The sequence below is a fragment of the Streptococcus sp. HMSC077D04 genome, from assembly GCF_001808785.1.
Classification (GTDB): domain Bacteria; phylum Bacillota; class Bacilli; order Lactobacillales; family Streptococcaceae; genus Streptococcus; species Streptococcus mitis_BX.
This window is the reverse complement of sequence record NZ_KV794547.1, coordinates 146,745-162,161: the sequence shown is the minus strand read 5'-3', so window position 1 is coordinate 162,161 and position 15,417 is coordinate 146,745. Positions and strand designations below refer to the sequence as shown.

Below are 15,417 nucleotides of genomic sequence, written 5' to 3'. Positions count from 1 at the left end.
TGTTTATGGGTAAATGGACATGTAAATGCGGGCAAGCGATGAACGACCATAGGTCGCCCGATTCAAATGCTTATTCAGTATACTCGGATGAGTTGTTAGTAGAAATCATGAATAAAAAAGATGGTAATGATTCAATTTCTTATGAAGACATTTCAGAGGCGTCATTTTATATGTGGAAGTGTCCTAAATGCGGTAGTTTCATGGTTTTTGGCGAAGACGGAGATGGAGATCGCTTTACTTTTTATGAACGCCAAGAAGTTGAAAAGGTCGAGCCTCTCTTTGATCCGGATCAAGAATTAAATCTCGTTGTTGTTGAGTTTCAGGAGGGAGCAAATGGCTATACTTATATCTGCGATGACCCAAATATCCATATTGGGCATGCTGTTATTGTCCCAGTAGGAAAGGAAAATACTGAAAAAACTGCATTAGTTGTGCAGAAGTATCATGCCCTACCAAAGGATATTACTTTTCCTGTTCAAAAGTTAAAACGTGTCATTCGTAGGTATTCATATTTCGATCCAATCACTTCGAAAAACGTTTGTAGAAATTTAATTAATCTTGGAAGAATTTTTGATGCTTGCTCTAAAAACTCTAAACCTGTGCCTAAGCAAACATATTACGTTATCAAAACTCCCTTAGGCTATTTCTGGTTAGAATTAAATGGAGTCCCTATTCCAATGAAAATCACACAGATTCAAGTCAGCGATAAAAAGTACCAAGTAGCCAGCGCCCTTTATATAAAGCCTTCAGAGATTAACTGTAGAAGATTCTATGAACTGGAGTTGTGTGCTGATTTTGATATTGATGCCTCGAGATGGATCGATGTTCTCTCGGATGAAAACGTTTGGGGCAATAGCTGGGAACTAAATGGCCTTCAATTTGGTATTACTGCTGGGGAGTCTCCAGAATTTGAAGACGAAGTTGTTGCAAGAAAATATAGTCGTATTCCACTTTATTATGACTGGCACCCTGAATTTGAAGATTATTATGGATTTAGCTTAGCTTGGAAAAAATACGAGTCTGATAGCGATTTGTCAATAGATTTTTATACAACATGAGAAAGTTATAAAACATCAAAAATGACATCTTACTATAGACTATTTAATAAAAAACGAACAGGCTCTTTTTCTGTCATTCAGAAGAGAACTTGTTCGTTTTTTTTTATGGATTTAGTTTGCTTTTTAAAACACGCGATACACATAGGGATTTTCTGGTTTATCGACTTTGGTAAAGCTATCGATTTCCAAGGTTGGGAGGTTTTGTTTGAGTTCTTTATGATAGTGATTGACTAGTTTTCCTTTGGCTGTTATCCAGGTGTTATTCTCATACTGACGGGTATTTCCCTTGGTCAGTAATCCATAGACACCTGAATCCGCGATACAGTGAATAATGCCGAAGCGGAATAGAAATTGGCTATTGGCATGACTGGGGTCGTTATAGACAAAGCCTGTGAACTGGACTGTCTTGCCCTCGAATTCATCTGGATAGTCGTAGATAGCCTCCATGACTTCCATATAGTTTTCATTAGTGATCTGAATACTATCTTGGGACAAGTATTTATCCGCCGCAGTTCGCATTTCCTTTTCATAGGCTGATTTTGAAAAATAAGAACTGGTATCTGGTTTCAAATATTGGCTTGTTGTCCCTTCACTTGTCTGAATGGCTTGATCCGTGCCTTCTGATAAGGGGAAATGATAGCCTTTGGCTGAAACGGTCTGAGAATCCAAGCTAACAGTTGGAAAAGTTAAGCCAACGACAATTGGAATGGCAAGAAGAGCAACACTCGTCACCTTAGCCATTCGGCTGTTCAGATGACTGTGGGTTTTGACTTGCTTCATCCAGATATACAATTGAACAATAGCCAAGATAAAGGAAAGCACCATGGAAATATAGGCCAGATAGGAATAGTGCATGTTGATGTACTGGTTTAATTTGCCCGACAGATGGAGATAAATAGTCAATTCAAAATAGCCAGCTAAAACTAAAAATCGAATCATAGGATGACTCCAATCAAGAGAGAATATACTAAGACAACGAGTGTCACAATCGTTATGAAGTGACTGATAAATCGTGCTTTCAAGTAATTTTTCATCATGAGAATATTTTTGATATCCAGCATTGGGCCAATCACCAGAAAGGCCAAAACTGGTGCCAAACCGAAACTCGAGAGAAGAGAAGCACCGATAAAGGCATCCGCCTCACTACAGAGCGACAGAAGAAAGGCCAAAAGCATCAAGAGCAGGATGGCAAAAATAGGGGTTGCACTGATAGAGGTCAGAATCCGAGTTGGAACGTAGACCTGTATCATAGAAGCAAAGAGACAGCCGAATACTAAATAACGCCCCGTATCAAAAAACTCATCTATCGCTTGCACAAAAATCTGAAAAACTTTTTTTGCAGAGCTCAAGTGAGAAAAATCATGTTCATGACAAGCCAACCGATTTTCTTTTTGAATCGGTTCTTGCCAGAAAAATCCTAGAAAAATCCCTAGTATTACAGCTACAAGAATGGAACCTAGAGCTCGTAACAGGGCGATATGGAAGGAATTGCCAAAGGCAGAATAGGTCGCAAAGAGGACAATAGGATTGATAACAGGCGCTGTTACGAGAAAGGGAACAGCCGTGTAACTGGGGACCTTCTTTTCTAGAAAACGATTGATAATGGGGACGATTCCACATTCACAAGAAGGGAAAAGTATCCCAACGAAGGTGCCAAAAAAGATTCTCCCCCAACGATTTCGAGGGAGAAAATGATAAACCTTGTCAGGTGTGATATAAACCTCAATCAGTCCTGAGACAATACTTCCTATCAGAACGAAGGGTAGGGCTTCAATGATTATAGAGAGAAAAATAGCCCCAGTCTGAAGCACACTAGACGGGAGTTGTTGGAAAGCAGTCATCTAGTTTTTCTTTTCTGCTTTGGTTTTTTTCTCTTTGTCATCAGGGAAAGTGACTTGTTTCAAATCAGGGAGTTTCGCAAACTCTTCAAACATCTTGTCCAAGTCGTCTCGTTTTGTAAATTTTACAGCCATAGGTGTACCTCGATTCTAAATTCTACCTCTATTATACTATTATTTTAAGGAAAAGGGAAAAGTTAAAATTGAGTACCTAACGAATAATAGAGCTTTATAAATCCTGATTAAGTCTGGTAGATTGAGAAAGTTTGACAAAAAAAGTAGATAGTGCTAGAATAACGTTAACGAAAGACATTTGAGGGCAGAAAGGTTCCTGCCGCACCTTGAAAAAGGTATCTGAGATGCTGGGTACACCGACCAGCCAAGTGTCCGTTATTTCAAAGGAGGGAGCTTAAATGCTCCTTTTTTGTTTAAAAATTTCAAAAAAGATTACCCCCACCGCAGGCTCAGGCTTGCGGTTTTTTTATTTGCTCTGAAAATTGATTTGTTAACTTCAACAAATAGCTTTATAGAGCGTTTTGTAAAAAATAAAAACAGTGAAATTACTCATAGATTCTTTTGTAATCTAGTAGAATTCTAAATTGAAACCTTCTCAATGAATAGAATATTGAAATGAAGTAAATTTATTTCCCAACTTATGTTTTAAAATTGTAAGAGGTAATTTGAAACGTTTAGCTTATGGTATAATAGGTTTATGGATAAAAAATATTTAAAAATTTCCCAAGATTTGGGTGTGACCTTAAAACAAATTGATACTGTCTTGTCTTTAACAGCTGAAGGGGCAACTATTCCCTTTATCGCGCGTTATCGCAAGGATATGACTGGTAGTCTGGATGAGGTGGCGATTAAGGCCATTATTGACTTGGATAAAAGTCTGACAAATCTCAACGACCGTAAGGAAGCTGTTTTAGCTAAGATTCAAGAACAAGGCAAGTTGACAAAGGAGTTGGAAGAAGCTATCTTAGCTGCTGAAAAATTAGCAGACGTAGAAGAACTCTATCTTCCATATAAGGAAAAACGCCGAACCAAGGCAACTATTGCCCGTGAAGCCGGACTCTTCCCTCTTGCTCGCTTGATTTTGCAAAATGTAGCTGACTTAGAACAAGAGGCTGAGAAGTTTGTCTGTGAAGGATTTGCGACTGGCAAGGAAGCTTTAGCTGGTGCAGTTGATATTTTGGTAGAAGCCTTATCGGAAGATGTTAATTTACGTGCTATGACTTATCAGGAAGTGCTGAGACACTCTAAACTCACTTCTCAAGTCAAGGATGAAAGTCTTGATGAAAAGCAGGTTTTTCAGATTTATTATGATTTTTCAGAGACGGTTGGAAATATGCAAGGTTATCGTACCTTAGCCCTCAATCGTGGGGAGAAACTTGGTGTTTTGAAGATCGGTTTTGAACATGCGACGGACCGTATTCTTGCCTTCTTTGCAGCTCGTTTCAAGGTGAAAAATGCCTATATAGATGAAGTTGTCCAACAGTCAGTTAAGAAAAAAGTCTTGCCTGCTATCGAGCGTCGTATTCGGACAGAATTGACTGAGAAAGCAGAAGAAGGGGCTATTCAACTCTTTTCGGACAACCTGCGCAATCTCCTCTTGGTTGCTCCATTGAAAGGGCGCGTGGTTCTTGGATTTGATCCAGCCTTTCGTACAGGTGCCAAGCTAGCTGTCGTGGATGCAACAGGGAAAATGCTGACAACTCAGGTCATTTATCCTGTCAAACCAGCCTCTGCTCGGCAAATCGAAGAATCCAAGAAAGATCTGGCAGACTTGATTGGTCAATACGATGTAGAGATTATTGCCATCGGAAATGGTACTGCTAGTCGTGAAAGTGAAGCTTTTGTAGCGGAAGTTCTGAAAGATTTTCCTGAGGTTAGTTATGTCATCGTAAATGAAAGTGGTGCTTCGGTCTATTCTGCCAGTGAACTTGCCCGTCAGGAGTTTCCAGACTTGACCGTTGAAAAACGCTCTGCCATTTCTATCGCCCGTCGTTTGCAAGATCCTCTTGCGGAATTGGTCAAAATCGATCCTAAGTCAATTGGTGTCGGTCAATACCAACATGATGTCAGTCAGAAGAAATTATCTGAGAGTCTGGACTTTGTTGTCGATACAGTGGTAAACCAAGTCGGTGTCAATGTCAATACGGCCAGTCCAGCTCTTCTTTCACACGTAGCTGGACTCAATAAAACCATTTCTGAAAATATCGTCAAATATCGTGAGGAAGAAGGAAAAATTACTTCACGCGCCCAAATCAAGAAAGTTCCCCGTCTGGGGGCCAAGGCCTTTGAACAGGCAGCTGGTTTCCTCCGTATCCCTGAAAGTAGCAATATTCTTGATAATACAGGAGTTCACCCAGAAAATTACACTGCCGTTAAGGAACTCTTCAAACGCTTAGACATCAAGGATCTGAATGAAGAAGCCCAAAGCAAACTCAAGTCGCTTTCAGTCAAGGAAATGGCGCAAGAGCTAGACCTTGGTCCAGAAACTCTTAAAGATATCATTGCAGATCTTCTCAAACCAGGTCGAGATTTCCGTGATTCCTTTGATGCACCTGTGCTTCGCCAAGATGTCCTAGATCTCAAAGACCTAGTGGTAGGTCAGAAGCTAGAAGGTGTGGTGCGTAACGTCGTTGATTTCGGTGCCTTCGTTGATATCGGAATTCATGAGGACGGCTTGATTCATATTTCCCATATGAGTCGCAAGTTTATCAAACATCCTAGCCAAGTGGTGTCTGTCGGAGATTTGGTGACCGTTTGGGTCAAGAAAATTGATACTGAACGTGAAAAAGTCAATCTGTCGCTCCTAGCTCCAAATGAATCTAACTGATTACGTTAAGCAGGTTTCACTAGAAGACTTCGGCAGACCTTTTATCCATCAAGCCCAGTGGAATTCTCGTCTACGTTCGACAGGTGGGCGATTTTTCCCCAAAAATGGGCATTTGGATTTTAATCCCAAGATTTATCAGGAACTTGGTTTAGACATTTTTAGGAAAATTGTCAGACATGAACTCTGTCATTATCACCTCTATTTTCAAGGGAAGGGCTATCAACACAAGGATCGGGATTTTAAGGAACTTTTGAAAGCAGTGGATGGATTACGCTTTGTGCCCTCCTTGACAAATAGCCACTCCAAACCACTCAAGCTTTATCGTTGTCAATCCTGCCAACAAAGGTATCATCGAAAGCGAAGAATTGATACCAAACGCTATCGCTGTGGGGTTTGTCGAGGCAAATTACTACTAGTAAATCAGCCTGAGGACTGATGAAAGCCGAGCCTACCTGTGATATACTATGTCTAACATAGCAGAAAGAGGAAATATCATGAACAGTAAATTTTATAAAATGAGACGAAATCGCATGATTTCAGGAGTTTTGGCAGGTCTGTCAGATAAGTGGAACTTTGATGTTACCCTTGTTCGTTTTCTATTTGCTATTTTTACAGTCGCAAACTTTGGACTTGGCGTGATTATCTATATCATCCTAGCTTCTGTCATGCCAACCAAGGAAGAAATCGAAGCAGAAATGTACGGAACAGGCCCACGCAAACGCAAAGAAGCCCAAGCTATTGACGACAATGAAGGCTGGTTTTGGTGAGGTAGAAACAGTTATTTTACTGTTAGTCTATGAATTCGACTAATCTATTTTAAAATTTTTGAACCCTTGTATCCGCAAGGGTTTTCTTCTTACTTTCTTTTTATGGTAAAATATTTCTAATGAAATGGGTATATTCCCTCCAATCTTACAAAAATGTAAGATTAAAGTCTCTTTTGTAAGGTTAGGTTATGGCAAGCGGTCTTTTTTTGATGTAAACTAGACTCATAAAGAACAAAGGAGTAACATCATGAAACAAATCTTACAGAAGAAAACAAGAAAACCAAGCCACAAAGATATCGAGCGCGTTCAGCTGGGATGCGCTATGATGCAAGAGACATTTCATTTGATGGGATATTAAGAAAGGAGATTCTCATGACACTTTTAGATGTAAAACACGTTCAAAAAATTTATAAAACTCGTTTTCAGGGCAACCAAGTAGAAGCCCTCAAGGACATTCACTTTACCGTAGAAAAGGGTGACTACGTTGCCATCATGGGTGAGTCTGGTTCTGGTAAATCAACTCTTCTCAATATCCTAGCTATGCTGGATAAACCAAGTCGTGGCCAGGTTTATCTGAACGGAACTGATACAGCAACCATTAAAAATTCACAGGCTTCTAGCTTCCGTCGTGAAAAGCTGGGCTTCGTCTTCCAAGACTTTAACTTGTTAGATACCCTATCTGTTAAGGACAATATCTTGCTTCCCCTTGTCTTGTCAAGAAGACCCATTACGGAGATGATGAAAAAATTGGTGGTGACTGCTGAGAATCTAGGTATCAATCAATTGCAAGAGAAGTACCCTTACGAGATTTCTGGTGGTCAGAAACAGCGTGTAGCAGTAGCACGCGCCATCATCACAGAACCTGAAATTCTCCTTGCGGATGAACCAACAGGTGCCCTTGATTCCAAGTCCTCTGCAGCCTTACTTGATGTCTTTGATGAAATCAATGAGCGCGGCCAAACCATTCTTATGGTAACCCACTCAACAGCAGCAGCCAGCAGAGCTAAACGTGTACTCTTTATCAAAGACGGCATTCTTTACAACCAAATCTACCGTGGAGAGAAGACAGAGCGTCAGATGTTCCAAGAAATCTCTGATACCTTGACTGTCATGGCAAGCGAGGTGAATTAGTATGTTTCGATTAACCAATAAGTTAGCGGTATCGAACTTGATTAAAAACCGCAAACTCTACTATCCTTTTGCGCTGGCTGTTCTCTTGGCAGTCACAGTCACCTATCTCTTTTACTCTCTAACTTTCAATCCAAAGATTGCGGAAATCCGTGGAGGATCAACCATTCAAGCAACGCTTGGATTTGGTATGTTTGTCGTCACCCTTGCGTCAGCCATTATCGTCCTCTATGCCAATAGTTTTGTCATGAAAAACCGTTCCAAGGAACTAGGAATTTATGGCATGCTGGGTTTGGAGAAGCGTCATCTAATCAGTATGACCTTTAAGGAGTTAGTGGTATTTGGGATTCTAACTGTTGGGACGGGTATCGGTATTGGAGCCTTGTTTGACAAGTTGATTTTCGCTTTCTTGCTCAAACTGATGAAATTGAAGGTTGAGCTGGTCGCTACCTTCCAAATGAATGTTGTCATTGCAGTACTTGTTGTCTTTGGATTGATTTTCCTAGGCCTCATGTTCCTGAATGCCCTTCGAATCGCCCGTATGAATGCCCTCCAGCTCTCGCGTGAGAAAGCAAGCGGAGAGAAAAGAGGTCGTTTCCTACCTCTCCAAACCATTCTTGGTTCCATAAGTTTAGGGATTGGCTATTATCTTGCCCTTACAGTAAAAGATCCTCTTACAGCCTTAACAACCTTCTTCTTAGCTGTTTTGCTGGTTATCTTTGGTACTTATCTATTGTTTAATGCAGGAATTACCGTTTTCCTTCAAATCTTAAAGAAAAACAAGAAATACTATTACCAACCTAATAACCTTATCTCAGTGTCCAACTTGATTTTCCGTATGAAGAAAAATGCGGTTGGATTGGCAACTATCGCTATCTTGTCAACAATGGTTTTGGTGACCATGTCTGCAGCGACTAGTATTTTCAATGCTTCAGAAAGCTTTAAAAAAGTTCTAAATCCTCATGATTTTGGGGTTTCAGGGCAAAATGTTGAAAAAGAAGATTTGGACAAACTCTTGAGCCAGTTTGCAAGTGACAAAGGTTATAAGATTAAAGAGAAAGAAGTTCTTCGTTACGCTTACTTTGGTGTTGCAAACCAAGAAGGTAGCAAGTTAACCCTTTTTGAAAAAGGACAAAATCGTGTCCAACCCACAACAGTTTTCATGGTATTTGACCAAAAAGATTATGAAAATATGACTGGTCAGAAGCTTTCTCTATCAGGCAATGAGGTCGGCCTCTTCGCTAAGAATGATGGACTGAAAGGACAGAAAGCTCTAACTCTAAATAACCATCAATTTTCTGTCAAAGAAGAATTTACTAAAGATTTCATTGTAAACCATGTTCCAAATCAGTTTAATATTTTGACTGCTGATTACAATTACCTTGTTGTACCTAATTTACAAGCCTTTTTTGACCAATTCCCAGATTCGGCTATCTATAATCAGTTTTACGGTGGTATGAATGTAAATGCCAACGAAGAAGAACAACTCAAGGTCGCTGAAGAATATGATAAATACCTCAATCAGTTTAATGCTCAATTAAACACGGAAGGTAGCTATGTGTATGGTAGCAATCTAGCAGATGCTAGTGCTCAGATGAGTGCCCTCTTTGGTGGTGTCTTCTTTATCGGTATTTTCCTATCCATTATCTTTATGGTCGGAACCGTTCTGGTCATCTACTACAAGCAAATTTCTGAAGGCTATGAAGACCGTGAGCGCTTTATTATCTTGCAGAAAGTCGGTTTAGATCAAAAGCAAATCAAGCAAACCATCAACAAACAGGTTTTAACTGTTTTCTTCCTTCCTTTGCTTTTTGCCTTCATACATCTAGCCTTTGCCTACCATATGCTTAGTCTGATTTTAAAAGTGATTGGTGTAATAGATACGAATATGATGTTGATTGTGACCTTGTCTATCTGCGCTATCTTCCTCATCGCCTATGTGCTGATTTTCATGATTACTTCAAGAAGTTATCGCAAGATTGTGCAAATGTAAAAAAGAATACCTCGACTTCAAAATCGAGGTGTTTTTTGTGTTCTAAATGCTGAAGAGTTGTCCGAGCAGGAAAGTAACTCCCATGGTCAAGAGCCCAATAGCTAGGTTCCGAATCATAGCTGTTTTGGTTGGGGCTTTTCCAAGTTTGGCACTAGTGTAACCAGTGAGAAGAAGGGCCACACCGATGATAAGGACAGTAACAGGGATGCGGTATTCACTTGGGAAAATGGTAATTGAAAGCATGGGTGGTAAGCTACCAAGGAAAAAAGAAATAAAGCTAGAGATAGCAGCGTGCCAAGGATTGGTAAACTCTTCATACTCTATCCCATATTTTTCCTCTACCAAAGCCTTGAGTGGATTATTTAAAAAGGCTTTGTTGGTGAGAAGTTGGGCTGATGTTTCACACTCGCCATTTTGAATATAGGCAGCGTAGAGAGACTTTTTAGCTAGCTCCATGTCTTGGTCTAGCAAGACTTGCTCACGCGCAACGGCCGCTTCCTCGGTATCTTTTTGAGTTGAAACGGACACATATTCTCCACCTGCCATTGAAAAGGCACCGGCCAAAATAGCTGCAAATCCTGATAAAAAGATAATCCAGATATTACTTGTAGCACTGGTAACCCCAATAACCACACCAGCAATGGAAATAATTCCATCATTAGCACCAAGAACACCAGCACGCAGGATATTTAAACGACCTGCAAAATTTGAATCGATTTCGTGATTTGTTTCTGACATACTATTCTCCTTTTTATCCAGTATAAAGGAAACAGGTTATGAAATCAATCTTTTAAAAGTATCTGAAAAAAGTTGCACGATTTTAATTTTACGAGTTTTTTAAAAGATAGAAACAGCACTAGCTAGTAGAGAAGGATAAAAGAGAAGCAAAGCTGATAGACTAGTCCTTTTTCTACTTATCTATGGTATAATAGGAGGTAGATTTACTAATCGGAGTAAGAAAGATTTTATGATTAAACTAGTAGCAACGGATATGGACGGAACCTTCCTAGATGGGAATGGGCGCTTTGATATGGACCGCCTCAAGTCTCTCTTGGTTTCCTACAAGGAAAAAGGGATTTACTTTGCGGTGGCTTCGGGGCGCGGATTTCTGTCTCTAGAAAAATTATTTGCTGATGTTCGTGATGACATCATTTTCATCGCGGAAAATGGCAGTTTGGTAGAATATCAAGGTCAGGACTTGTATGAAGCGACCATGTCTCGTGACTTTTATCTGACGACTTTTGAAAAGCTGAAAACGTCACCTTATGTAGATGTCAATAAACTGCTCTTGACGGGGAAAAAAGGCTCTTATGTGCTAGATACGGTTGATGAGACCTATTTAAAAGTGAGTCAGCACTATAATGAAAATATCCAAAAAGTAGCGAGTCTGGAAGATATTAAAGATGACATTTTCAAATTTACAACCAACTTCACAGAAGAAACGCTAGAAGCTGGGGAAGCTTGGGTAAACGAAAATGTCCCTGGTGTTAAGGCCATGACAACTGGCTTTGAATCCATTGATATTGTTCTGGACTATGTCGATAAGGGTGTGGCCATTGTTGAATTAGCTAAAAAACTTGGTATCACAATGGATCAGGTTATGGCTTTTGGAGACAATCTAAATGACTTGCATATGATGCAGGTTGTGGGACATCCTGTAGCTCCTGAAAATGCACGACCTGAAATTTTAGAATTAGCAAAGACTGTGATTGGTCACCATAAGGACCAGTCGGTTATAGCTTATATGGAGGGCTTATAATGGCAGATATAAAATTGATTGCATTGGACTTGGACGGGACCTTGCTGACTACTGATAAAAGGTTGACGGATCGCACCAAGGCAACCTTGAAAGCTGCGCGTGATCGTGGTATCAAGGTCGTATTGACAACTGGTCGTCCCTTAAAAGCTATGGATTTCTTTCTCCATGAGCTAGGGACTGACGGTCAGGAAGATGAGTATACGATTACTTTTAATGGTGGTTTAGTTCAGAAAAATACAGGTGAAATCCTTGATAAGACAGTCTTTTCATATGATGATGTAGCACGCTTGTATGAAGAAACAGAGAAATTATCACTGCCTCTTGATGCCATCTCAGAAGGAACTGTTTATCAAATTCAATCAGACCAAGAAAGTCTTTATGCCAAATTCAATCCAGCTTTGACTTTTGTTCCAGTGGACTTTGCAGACTTATCTAGTCAAATGACTTATAATAAATGCGTGACCGCCTTTGCTCAAGAACCCTTGGATGCAGCTATTCAGAAGATTTCTCCAGAATTGTTTGACCAATATGAAATCTTTAAATCACGTGAAATGTTGCTAGAGTGGTCACCAAAGAATGTTCATAAAGCAACAGGTTTGGCAAAACTAATCAGCCATCTTGGAATCGACCAAAGCCAAGTTATGGCATGTGGTGACGAGGCCAATGACCTTTCTATGATTGAATGGGCAGGGCTCGGTGTTGCCATGCAAAATGCTGTTCCTGAAGTCAAGGCAGTCGCAAATGTAGTGACGCCAATGACCAATGATGAAGAGGCTGTCGCCTGGGCTATCGAAGAATATGTGCTAAAGGAGAACTAAGATATGGGATTATTTGACCGTCTATTCGGAAAAAAAGAAGAACCTAAGATCGAAGAAGTTGTAAAAGAAGCTCTGGAAAATCTTGATTTGTCTGAAGATATAGAAGCTGAGGAAGTTTCTCAAGAAGTAGCAGAAGTTGAAAGTTCTGAAGAAGCTGTGCTCCAAGAAGAGGAAAATCAAGACACAGTTGAAGAAAGTCTGGATTCAGAGCCAACTGTAGAAGTTTCTCAAGAAGAAATAGAAGAATTTCCAAACTCAGAAGAAGTCACAGAGGAAGAGAATACTGAGCTCCAAGAGCCTGTAGAAGAAAATAGTTCTGAGGTTCTTGAAGCAGAAAGGTCTCAGTTAGAAGAAACTGTTCAGGAAAAATATGACCGCAGTCTTAAGAAAACTCGTACAGGATTCGGTGCTCGCTTGAACGCCTTCTTTGCCAACTTCCGTTCTGTTGACGAAGAATTTTTCGAGGAACTAGAAGAATTGCTGATCATGAGTGACGTTGGTGTACAGGTCGCTTCTAACTTAACAGAGGAGTTACGCTACGAAGCCAAGCTTGAAAACGCCAAGAAACCTGATGCTCTTCGACGAGTTATTATTGAAAAATTGGTTGAGCTTTATGAAAAGGATGGCAACTACGATGAAAGCATCCACTTCCAAGATGGCTTGACAGTCATGCTCTTTGTTGGTGTTAATGGTGTTGGGAAAACAACTTCTATCGGGAAACTAGCTCACCGCTACAAACAAGCTGGTAAAAAGGTCATGCTGGTTGCGGCAGATACCTTCCGTGCAGGAGCAGTAGCCCAGCTTGCTGAATGGGGCCGTCGTGTTGACGTTCCAGTTGTGACTGGACCTGAAAAAGCTGACCCAGCCAGTGTGGTCTTTGATGGTATGGAACGTGCTGTAGCTGAAGGTATCGATATTCTCATGATTGATACTGCTGGTCGTCTGCAAAACAAGGACAACCTCATGGCTGAGTTGGAGAAGATTGGTCGTATCATCAAGCGTGTTGTTCCAGAGGCACCCCATGAAACCTTCTTGGCACTTGATGCATCAACAGGTCAAAATGCCCTGGTACAGGCCAAAGAATTTTCAAAAATCACTCCTTTGACAGGAATTGTCTTGACTAAGATTGATGGAACTGCTCGAGGTGGTGTTGTTCTAGCCATCCGTGAAGAACTCAATATTCCTGTAAAATTGATTGGTTTTGGTGAAAAAATCGATGATATTGGAGAGTTTAACTCAGAAAACTTTATGAAGGGTCTCTTGGAAGGCTTAATCTAATCAGAAGTAAAAATCCTGCAAGGCATTAACTTGCAGGATTTTTTTTATTCTAAACGGCCATCTTGACGGTAGGCGAAATCTGGTTGCCAAGTCCATTTTGCACCGAATTTTTCAAGTAAGTCAAAGCTTGCTTGAGGTCCCATGCTTCCAGCTTTATAGTCATGAAGTGGGGCACCATTTTCAGCCCAGAGCTCTTCGATACGGTCAATCAATTTCCATGACGCACCAACTTCATCCCAGTGGCTAAAGTTAGTTGAGTTGTTGTTTAGGACATCATAAATCAATTTTTCGTATGGTTCTGGAGAAGCACCAGTTGCGGTCGCGTCTGTACGGTAATCAAGTGAGTTCGGAGCCAAGTTGAATTCTTCTCCTACCTGCTTCCCATTTAGGCTAAGAGAGAAGCCTTCTGTTGGTTGGATATAGATGGTCAAAATGTTTGGAGCAAGTGGTTCTCCAAAGATAGAATCCATTTGTTTAAAGACGATGTTGACATGAGTTCCTTTTTCAGTCAGACGTTTACCAGTACGGAAGAAGAAAGGAACGCCACGGAATCGATCGCTGTTTACAAAGAAGGCACCAGATGCAAAGGTTTCAGTTGTTGATTCTGGATTTACATTTGGCTCGCTACGATAAGAGATATATTTCATGCCATCAATCTTACCAGAGCGGTATTGACCACGGATAAAGTGTTCTTTAAGCTCTTCATCTGTTGGATGATAGAGGTTTTTAAAGACCTTAATCTTTTCGGCACGAATCTCGTCTTTTGTGAAGCTTGCTGGCTTGTCCATGGCAAGGAGAGAAAGAAGTTGTAGTGTATGGTTTTGTACCATGTCGCGGAGGGCACCAGATTGGTCATAGTAGCCACCACGTTCTTCTACACCCAAGCGCTCTGCAAAAGTAATTTGAACATTATCGATAAAGTCCTTGTTCCAAACATTTTCAAAAATCAGGTTTGCAAAGCGAACTGCAAAGATACTTTGGATCATTTCCTTACCAAGATAATGGTCGATACGGAAAATTTGTTCTTCATCAAATGTTGCTAGGAGTTCGTCATTCAACTTGCTTGCAGTTGCGTAATCTGTACCAAATGGTTTTTCAACGATTAAGCGCTCAAAACCTTTACCATCCACAATGTTTTCAGACTTGAGGTGTTTTGCGATAGTTCCAAAGAATTGAGGCGCCATAGACAAGAAGAAGAGCTTGTTGTGTTCAGCTTGATACTTGTCATTTAGTTCAGCCTGCAATTGACGCAAAGCAATGTAGTGTTCTGTATCATTGACATCGTGACTTTGATAGTAGAAGTGGCTAGCGAACTCTTGAGCCTGTTCGGTACTATCTGCCAAATCAAGGATCGATTCGACTACAACAGATTCAAAATATTCCTTGCTCCAAGGACGACGAGCAGTTCCAATGACTGCAAAGTGCTCGGAAAGATTGCCGGATTTATATAGTCTAAAAAGGGAAGGGTAGAGCTTGCGTTTAGCCAGGTCTCCACTCGCACCGAAAATTGTAACAATAACCTTAGATGACATCTAGCTACCTAATTTCTATTTTATTCCTAGTCTTGCTAGGTATGAGGAAACCTCATTTCATAAACTTAATTCTAACATAATTTTCCTAAAAATCAAAAAATCCAATACGAGATAGAAAAAAACTGCAAGGAAATCCTTACAGTTTGCGTTTAGACATTTAATACCTTGTCCAAGAACTCTTTCAGACGTGGGTGTTGTGGGTTGTCAAAAATTTGATCAGGTGTTCCGTCTTCAAGGAATTCACCATCTGCAGTAAAGATAACGCGGTTAGCAACCTGACGGGCAAATCCCATCTCATGGGTAACGATAATCATAGTCATACCTTGCTCAGCCAATTCCTTCATAACGTTTAGTACGTCTCCAACCATCTCAGGGTCAAGGGCAGAAGTTGGTTCATCAAAGAG

The 15,417-nt window shown here is 40.4% G+C and carries 14 protein-coding genes and 1 pseudogene; 9 read left to right on the top strand and 6 right to left on the bottom strand.

Translation table 11 applies throughout. The features are described from left to right. Positions 1-5: 5 nt before the first annotated feature. A complete protein-coding gene (locus HMPREF2701_RS07820) occupies positions 6-1,058 on the top strand; it encodes a hypothetical protein (protein WP_070482698.1) in 1,053 nt (350 codons plus the stop codon). Positions 1,059-1,181: 123 nt separating this feature from the next. Here HMPREF2701_RS07820 and HMPREF2701_RS07815 read toward each other — a convergent pair whose 3' ends face one another. Genes HMPREF2701_RS07815 through HMPREF2701_RS11555 form a run of 3 tightly spaced genes read right to left on the bottom strand, consistent with a single transcriptional unit; the run spans position 1,182 to position 3,031 of the window. Beyond that, positions 1,182-1,997, bottom strand: coding sequence for a TIGR03943 family putative permease subunit (locus HMPREF2701_RS07815; RefSeq protein ID WP_070482695.1), 816 nt, complete (start codon positions 1,995-1,997; stop codon positions 1,182-1,184). After that, on the bottom strand, positions 1,994-2,899 hold the full coding sequence (locus tag HMPREF2701_RS07810) for a permease (protein WP_070482694.1): 906 nt from the start codon (positions 2,897-2,899) through the stop codon (positions 1,994-1,996). The genes HMPREF2701_RS07815 and HMPREF2701_RS07810 overlap by 4 nt, the downstream gene beginning before the upstream one ends. Further along, positions 2,900-3,031 (bottom strand): SPJ_0845 family protein, encoded by a 132-nt coding sequence (locus tag HMPREF2701_RS11555; protein ID WP_070482693.1) that lies wholly within the window; start codon positions 3,029-3,031, stop codon positions 2,900-2,902. It lies immediately after the preceding gene. 577 nt (positions 3,032-3,608) lie between these two features. On the opposite strand from HMPREF2701_RS11555, the gene HMPREF2701_RS07800 reads away from it, so the two are divergent. The 5 genes from HMPREF2701_RS07800 to HMPREF2701_RS07780 all read left to right on the top strand — a co-directional run bounded on the left by HMPREF2701_RS07800 (position 3,609) and on the right by HMPREF2701_RS07780 (position 9,626). After that, positions 3,609-5,738 (top strand): Tex family protein, encoded by a 2,130-nt coding sequence (locus HMPREF2701_RS07800; RefSeq protein WP_070482689.1) that lies wholly within the window; start codon positions 3,609-3,611, stop codon positions 5,736-5,738. Further along, positions 5,725-6,174, top strand: coding sequence for a SprT family protein (locus tag HMPREF2701_RS07795; protein ID WP_070482687.1), 450 nt, complete (start codon positions 5,725-5,727; stop codon positions 6,172-6,174). The genes HMPREF2701_RS07800 and HMPREF2701_RS07795 overlap by 14 nt, the downstream gene beginning before the upstream one ends. Before the next feature lie 58 nt (positions 6,175-6,232). Beyond that, positions 6,233-6,505 (top strand): PspC domain-containing protein, encoded by a 273-nt coding sequence (locus HMPREF2701_RS07790; RefSeq protein ID WP_001085048.1) that lies wholly within the window; start codon positions 6,233-6,235, stop codon positions 6,503-6,505. A gap of 372 nt (positions 6,506-6,877) precedes the next feature. Then, positions 6,878-7,636, top strand: a complete 759-nt coding sequence (locus HMPREF2701_RS07785) for an ABC transporter ATP-binding protein (RefSeq protein WP_000173358.1) — start codon at positions 6,878-6,880, stop codon at positions 7,634-7,636. A 1-nt stretch (position 7,637) separates the two neighbouring features. Beyond that, positions 7,638-9,626 (top strand): ABC transporter permease, encoded by a 1,989-nt coding sequence (locus HMPREF2701_RS07780; protein ID WP_070482685.1) that lies wholly within the window; start codon positions 7,638-7,640, stop codon positions 9,624-9,626. A gap of 42 nt (positions 9,627-9,668) precedes the next feature. On the opposite strand, the gene HMPREF2701_RS07775 is transcribed toward HMPREF2701_RS07780, so the two are convergent. Then, the gene (locus tag HMPREF2701_RS07775) at positions 9,669-10,364 is read right to left on the bottom strand and encodes a VIT1/CCC1 transporter family protein (RefSeq protein WP_070482684.1); all 696 of its coding nucleotides are present in this window, start codon (positions 10,362-10,364) and stop codon (positions 9,669-9,671) included. Positions 10,365-10,593: 229 nt separating this feature from the next. Here HMPREF2701_RS07775 and HMPREF2701_RS07770 point away from each other — a divergent pair, with 229 nt between their 5' ends. Genes HMPREF2701_RS07770 through ftsY form a run of 3 tightly spaced genes read left to right on the top strand, consistent with a single transcriptional unit; the run spans position 10,594 to position 13,481 of the window. Further along, the gene (locus HMPREF2701_RS07770; RefSeq protein WP_070482683.1) at positions 10,594-11,385 is read left to right on the top strand and encodes a Cof-type HAD-IIB family hydrolase; all 792 of its coding nucleotides are present in this window, start codon (positions 10,594-10,596) and stop codon (positions 11,383-11,385) included. After that, the gene (locus HMPREF2701_RS07765; protein ID WP_033681724.1) at positions 11,385-12,203 is read left to right on the top strand and encodes a Cof-type HAD-IIB family hydrolase; all 819 of its coding nucleotides are present in this window, start codon (positions 11,385-11,387) and stop codon (positions 12,201-12,203) included. Before HMPREF2701_RS07770 ends, HMPREF2701_RS07765 begins: the two co-directional genes overlap by 1 nt. 3 nt (positions 12,204-12,206) lie before the next feature. Continuing rightward, positions 12,207-13,481, top strand: coding sequence for a signal recognition particle-docking protein FtsY (gene ftsY, locus HMPREF2701_RS07760; RefSeq protein WP_070482681.1), 1,275 nt, complete (start codon positions 12,207-12,209; stop codon positions 13,479-13,481). Positions 13,482-13,525: 44 nt separating this feature from the next. Here the strand turns inward: ftsY and zwf are convergent, their stop codons facing one another. Continuing rightward, positions 13,526-15,013 carry a glucose-6-phosphate dehydrogenase gene (gene zwf, locus HMPREF2701_RS07755; RefSeq protein WP_070482680.1) on the bottom strand — a complete coding sequence of 496 codons (1,488 nt, stop codon included), beginning with the start codon at positions 15,011-15,013 and terminating at the stop codon, positions 13,526-13,528. 149 nt (positions 15,014-15,162) lie between these two features. Further along, a pseudogene (locus HMPREF2701_RS07750) lies at positions 15,163-15,417 on the bottom strand (amino acid ABC transporter ATP-binding protein); the annotation flags it as partial.

What these genes read in the sequence shown, in the direction of transcription:
- HMPREF2701_RS07820 (WP_070482698.1), top strand. Translation starts at nt 6, where the DNA reads ATGGGTAAATGGACATGTAAATGCGGGCAAGCGATGAACGACCATAGG.
- HMPREF2701_RS07815 (WP_070482695.1), bottom strand. Translation starts at nt 1,997, where the DNA reads ATGATTCGATTTTTAGTTTTAGCTGGCTATTTTGAATTGACTATTTAT.
- HMPREF2701_RS07810 (WP_070482694.1), bottom strand. Translation starts at nt 2,899, where the DNA reads ATGACTGCTTTCCAACAACTCCCGTCTAGTGTGCTTCAGACTGGGGCT.
- HMPREF2701_RS11555 (WP_070482693.1), bottom strand. Translation starts at nt 3,031, where the DNA reads ATGGCTGTAAAATTTACAAAACGAGACGACTTGGACAAGATGTTTGAA.
- HMPREF2701_RS07800 (WP_070482689.1), top strand. Translation starts at nt 3,609, where the DNA reads ATGGATAAAAAATATTTAAAAATTTCCCAAGATTTGGGTGTGACCTTA.
- HMPREF2701_RS07795 (WP_070482687.1), top strand. Translation starts at nt 5,725, where the DNA reads ATGAATCTAACTGATTACGTTAAGCAGGTTTCACTAGAAGACTTCGGC.
- HMPREF2701_RS07790 (WP_001085048.1), top strand. Translation starts at nt 6,233, where the DNA reads ATGAACAGTAAATTTTATAAAATGAGACGAAATCGCATGATTTCAGGA.
- HMPREF2701_RS07785 (WP_000173358.1), top strand. Translation starts at nt 6,878, where the DNA reads ATGACACTTTTAGATGTAAAACACGTTCAAAAAATTTATAAAACTCGT.
- HMPREF2701_RS07780 (WP_070482685.1), top strand. Translation starts at nt 7,638, where the DNA reads ATGTTTCGATTAACCAATAAGTTAGCGGTATCGAACTTGATTAAAAAC.
- HMPREF2701_RS07775 (WP_070482684.1), bottom strand. Translation starts at nt 10,364, where the DNA reads ATGTCAGAAACAAATCACGAAATCGATTCAAATTTTGCAGGTCGTTTA.
- HMPREF2701_RS07770 (WP_070482683.1), top strand. Translation starts at nt 10,594, where the DNA reads ATGATTAAACTAGTAGCAACGGATATGGACGGAACCTTCCTAGATGGG.
- HMPREF2701_RS07765 (WP_033681724.1), top strand. Translation starts at nt 11,385, where the DNA reads ATGGCAGATATAAAATTGATTGCATTGGACTTGGACGGGACCTTGCTG.
- ftsY (WP_070482681.1), top strand. Translation starts at nt 12,207, where the DNA reads ATGGGATTATTTGACCGTCTATTCGGAAAAAAAGAAGAACCTAAGATC.
- zwf (WP_070482680.1), bottom strand. Translation starts at nt 15,013, where the DNA reads ATGTCATCTAAGGTTATTGTTACAATTTTCGGTGCGAGTGGAGACCTG.